A 4,160-nucleotide genomic window follows, 5' to 3' on the forward strand; every position below is an offset into this window, starting at 1 on the left:
ATTCGCTATCCATATGTTGTTTGCAAAGTGAACTGCTATGAAGCGTTCGGGAGCATCAATGATATCCCTGAAATCACTTGGAAGAAAGCTCGATGTATTTGTAGCGATAACAGCATCATCGCTTACATATCTGTTCAGGTCGGTATAAAATCCCTTTTTGGCATCCATATTCTCAGAGATTGATTCAATGATGAAGCTCTGACCTGATGCTGCTTTCTGCATATCTGTTTCAAATATTATATTATCCATAACAGCATCGACCTTGCTCTGATACAGCTCGAAATCGGCTCCCGTGAGCTGTGTTCCCACAGTATCAAGTGCGCCGAGGTAGTTCATTTTTCCGTTTTTGCAGGCTGCAATTGTCTGACTGTAGCTTTCCTTAAGGGCTTCCAGCTTCTTTTTGGCTCTTTGTACAGACTCTTCAGAACGGAGCCATATCGTTGTTTCAAGTCTCGCATAGGCACACTGGAAGGCTATCTGACTTCCGAGAACGCCGCCGCCTGCGATCATTATTTTGTTCATACTTTTATCTCCTTTGGGCTTAATATATAATATTATATCATAAAAATTTTTATTGTCAATAATTAGAAATCGCAATTTTTGATTAGTTTTTCTTTTTACAATATGTTATATTTATATTGTTCCGAAACGACAGGGGAGTATCCGCCTTTTCGCTTCGGGATCGGCAAATTATGTAATAGGAGTGAAACAAATGAGAAAACATTTCACAAAATTCGCAGCATCAGCACTTGCATTATGTATGCTCGTTCCGACTGCTTTATCGGCACAGGCAGCAAGCACTTATCCCGGTGACGATGAAGTATATGCAAAACGGGCAGGCTTTACTGATCTCAGGGGATACAGTACTTATGTTAAATGCGTGCGCGATAAGGACTATCAGATATGGCTTGCTGACAAGAGCAAGAATATCCGTGTTGTCGCTGACGCAGCTTACACTGCTCCGAACGGCAATTTATCAACAGAAAGATTTACTTTCCCTTCTGACTTTGATCCGCTGAAAAAAGATCAGTCTACATGGAATACAAAGGCTCAGCTTCTGTACAATACAGAGAAGGTATATGACTTCTACAAGAATACTCTCGGTCACAGCGATTTTGATTTCGGCGGCAGAGGTGACCAGTCCATTTATGTCTTTGAGTTCAACAATCCCGGCGATGCTCGCTCGCACATAAAAATAGACCACTACGGTCACGGGCCTGACGAGTACAGAAATATGCTCTACTTCGGAGCAGAGGGTGATAAGACATACAGCATGGGCGTGGATGTAGGCGCAGTCGGTCATGAGCTCACACACCTTGTTGTCAATAAGAAGCTCGGCTGGTGGCCTCACGGACTCATGACAGAGACAGAAGCTCTTATGGAAGCTTATTGCGATATTATGGGCGAGCTCTGCGAGGATGAGCCCGACTGGATGGTAGCTGCGGATGTATTCAAGGACAATACTTCATATAACAAGAGGTATTCACTCAGAGATATGAAGTCTCCGCAGTCCACAGTCAATAAGCTCTATGAGAATGTTTATTTCGGCTTCTACGATAATTACTTTGATTACAAGAACAATGCACAGTGGCTGGCTGAAAACTATCAGTACGGTTCCCTCATGGCTCCTGCTTATCTTGCAACAACTATTATCGACCATGCAGCTTATCTGATGTATCAGGGCGGTATCCCGCAGAATGACCTTGCTCATATCTGGTACAACTCTATGGCATACTACACAGGCGATACTACACAGGCAACATTCCTTGACTGCCGCAATGCTGTTATCAATGCAGCAGTAGACTATTACCGCTGCGGAACAGGCAAGGTAGATATTATCAAGAAAGCCTTTGACGATGTAAATGTCAAGGTACATCATTCCGAGCTTTCACAGGCGGCGGCTGCCATAACTACCCGTATGCACGATTTCGGTATTACCGAAGGCTATAAGCTCCCGGAAGGAAGCTACTGGAATACAGGTGATCCCGATTCATCAAGCCGGACGGCAATAAACAACGATCAATCGACATATCTCCCGATGGGACCCACTGCTTTCAAGTACTTCGTTAATTCCTACTGGCAGATCGAGGAGCCTTACTACCAGTGTGCAGGCTTTGCAAAGAAGCTCCAGATGGATTACTTCGGAACAAATTCATATGTGCGTGTAACAGATGCCTCATATGTGCCCGAAATAGGCGATCATCTCCGTGTTGACCGCTATTACAAGGGAAATCTGCTCATGGATAATCCTACACACAGTGTATTCATCAGATCACTCGGTGCAAACAATACAATGACCTTTGCAGACTGCAATTCCGACGGAAATAACATTATCAGATGGAACAATAACGTTAATTACTACTATGACAGCAGTGACGGAAAGCTCTGCTACAGGCTCGGCGACATCACGTACAAATTCGTATGGGCTGAAAGACCGCTCAAGCTCGGTGATACCAATGCAGACGGAGTTCTCAGCTATGACGATCTGACAGCTATGGATAATATCATCAGCGGAAATATCTCATACAGAATGTATGATGGTCTGCTCCGCCAGTATACAGCTGATATCAACGGCGACTACGTTGTTGACAGTGCTGACAGGGATATACTTTATCAGCTCATCTATGATTACAACAATGCAAGAGGAAGATACGGCTTCGTCGTATATTGATAGTGTATTCATAATAATGAAAAAAGATGTAATAGTTTTTCTCTTACATCTTTTTTTATATCCTGATATCTCATAAAACGGTGCTGAAAAAATACGGCTGCTCAGGCTGATCAGAATTTCTGCCAGTGAAGCTGTTTTTCAAGATCGGGGATAAGCTGTTTCGTGCGGACCGCATTGTCAGCAGGCCGTCCTATCCCTATAAAGCACGGTATCATGCAGTCCTCGGGAAATCCCGTCGCCTTTCTTGCAAGTTCTTCCTCGTTCCCGCAAGGAATTCGAAGATTGCAACCGTATCCCTCTGCCGTTGCGGCAAGCCAGAGATTTTCGATACTGCACCATATGGAAGCAAAGCAATTCAAATGAGAGAGGTCGGCAGGGTGGAGCACGTCCACCTTTTTCTTCATGAGCGGGATGATTACCGCCGCCGCATCAATAAGCATACTGTACTGCTTCGGAACAGCAAACCGATAGCTCTCCTTCTGAACAGGATCGGATATGAAGGTCATATTATCTACATCCTTAACTGTCAGATCTTTCGGGACACCCTTTAGTACCTCGCGCATGACAGCCTTATCCGTTACAACGATAAAATGCCAGTCCCTGAAATGATCGTTGGTCGGTGCTTTATAAGCTGCCTCTATGATACGCTTCAAAGCTTCCTGCGGTATCGCTTCATCCGTGAACTCGCGTACACTGCTTCTTTTGCTGACGGCCTCATAAAATTCCATGATTTAGTCCTCCTTAAATAATACGATCTGATAGGTTACAATGATATTATATCATAAAAGCGCTGACTTGTCATTCTTTTCGGAGTTCAGCCTGCTTTGAAGCATTGAAAATTGGTACGAATGAAAAAAGAGCGGCTTTTTATAGCCGCCTATAAAGCGTTAGGACTCCAAATCGAACATCATATGTTATGTATAACCGCGTTCCGGTATGATATTCAGAAAAGGTCCAGCATACTGTCGAGGTAGACCTCTTCACGTACAGTAAGCTGATACTCCGGCCTTATGAGATAATAAAGCAGAAATTCGAGATTAACAGCGCTTCCGAGTCCTCTGCCTTCTATTTTGAAATTAGAAAAGCCGAGGGGCAGATAAGTGCTGATGATGTCGCCGATACTGATAAACCCATGATTTTTCATTGCCCTTGAAAAACGGTAGCCGTCCTCCGCATCAGGTGCGGTGCAGACGTGGTCGGGGCAGCTTTCTCCGAGATTTTTTCGGCTTACATTTTCATAGCAAGCTTTTCTGTCTGTGCAGTAAAACGAGCAGCATTCATTGCACAGAAATTCGACTTTCTCTTTTTGGACTTGTGAGAGTGTATCAAGTTTACCAAACAGCTTATTCAGTCTGAAATCAGGAACAACATATTTAAAGTCATTACGTTCTGTTTCCTTTACAAACAGCTCAAAATCAGTCTGCACCTTTGTAGTCGAGGAAACGAAATAAAGATCGGGATAATTATTTTTTATATGTTCAAGCAGAAG

At 43.7% G+C, this 4,160-nt stretch carries 3 protein-coding genes and 1 pseudogene; 1 reads left to right on the forward strand and 3 read right to left on the reverse strand.

The features are described from left to right. The coding region (locus tag Q0R37_RS15285) for a 3-hydroxyacyl-CoA dehydrogenase NAD-binding domain-containing protein (RefSeq protein ID WP_294755457.1) at positions 1-522 on the reverse strand (522 nt) is incomplete at its 3' end. 190 nt (positions 523-712) lie between these two features. Here Q0R37_RS15285 and Q0R37_RS15290 point away from each other — a divergent pair. Then, entirely contained in the window at positions 713-2,671 is a 1,959-nt protein-coding gene (locus tag Q0R37_RS15290; protein WP_294755459.1) for a M4 family metallopeptidase, read from the forward strand. A 110-nt stretch (positions 2,672-2,781) separates the two neighbouring features. On the opposite strand, the gene Q0R37_RS15295 is transcribed toward Q0R37_RS15290, so the two are convergent. Together Q0R37_RS15295 and Q0R37_RS15300 are read right to left on the reverse strand one after the other, a co-directional pair. After that, a complete protein-coding gene (locus Q0R37_RS15295) occupies positions 2,782-3,399 on the reverse strand; it encodes a nitroreductase family protein (protein ID WP_294755461.1) in 618 nt (205 codons plus the stop codon). Between the two features lie 215 nt (positions 3,400-3,614). Continuing rightward, a pseudogene (locus Q0R37_RS15300) lies at positions 3,615-4,160 on the reverse strand (hypothetical protein); the annotation flags it as partial.

Origin of the sequence: uncultured Ruminococcus sp., from assembly GCF_946415235.1 — a bacterium.
Taxonomy (GTDB): domain Bacteria; phylum Bacillota; class Clostridia; order Oscillospirales; family Ruminococcaceae; genus Ruminococcus.

Coding starts and splice junctions, on each gene's coding strand:
- Q0R37_RS15290 (WP_294755459.1), top strand. CDS start 713: ATGAGAAAACATTTCACAAAATTCGCAGCATCAGCACTTGCATTATGT.
- Q0R37_RS15295 (WP_294755461.1), bottom strand. CDS start 3,399: ATGGAATTTTATGAGGCCGTCAGCAAAAGAAGCAGTGTACGCGAGTTC.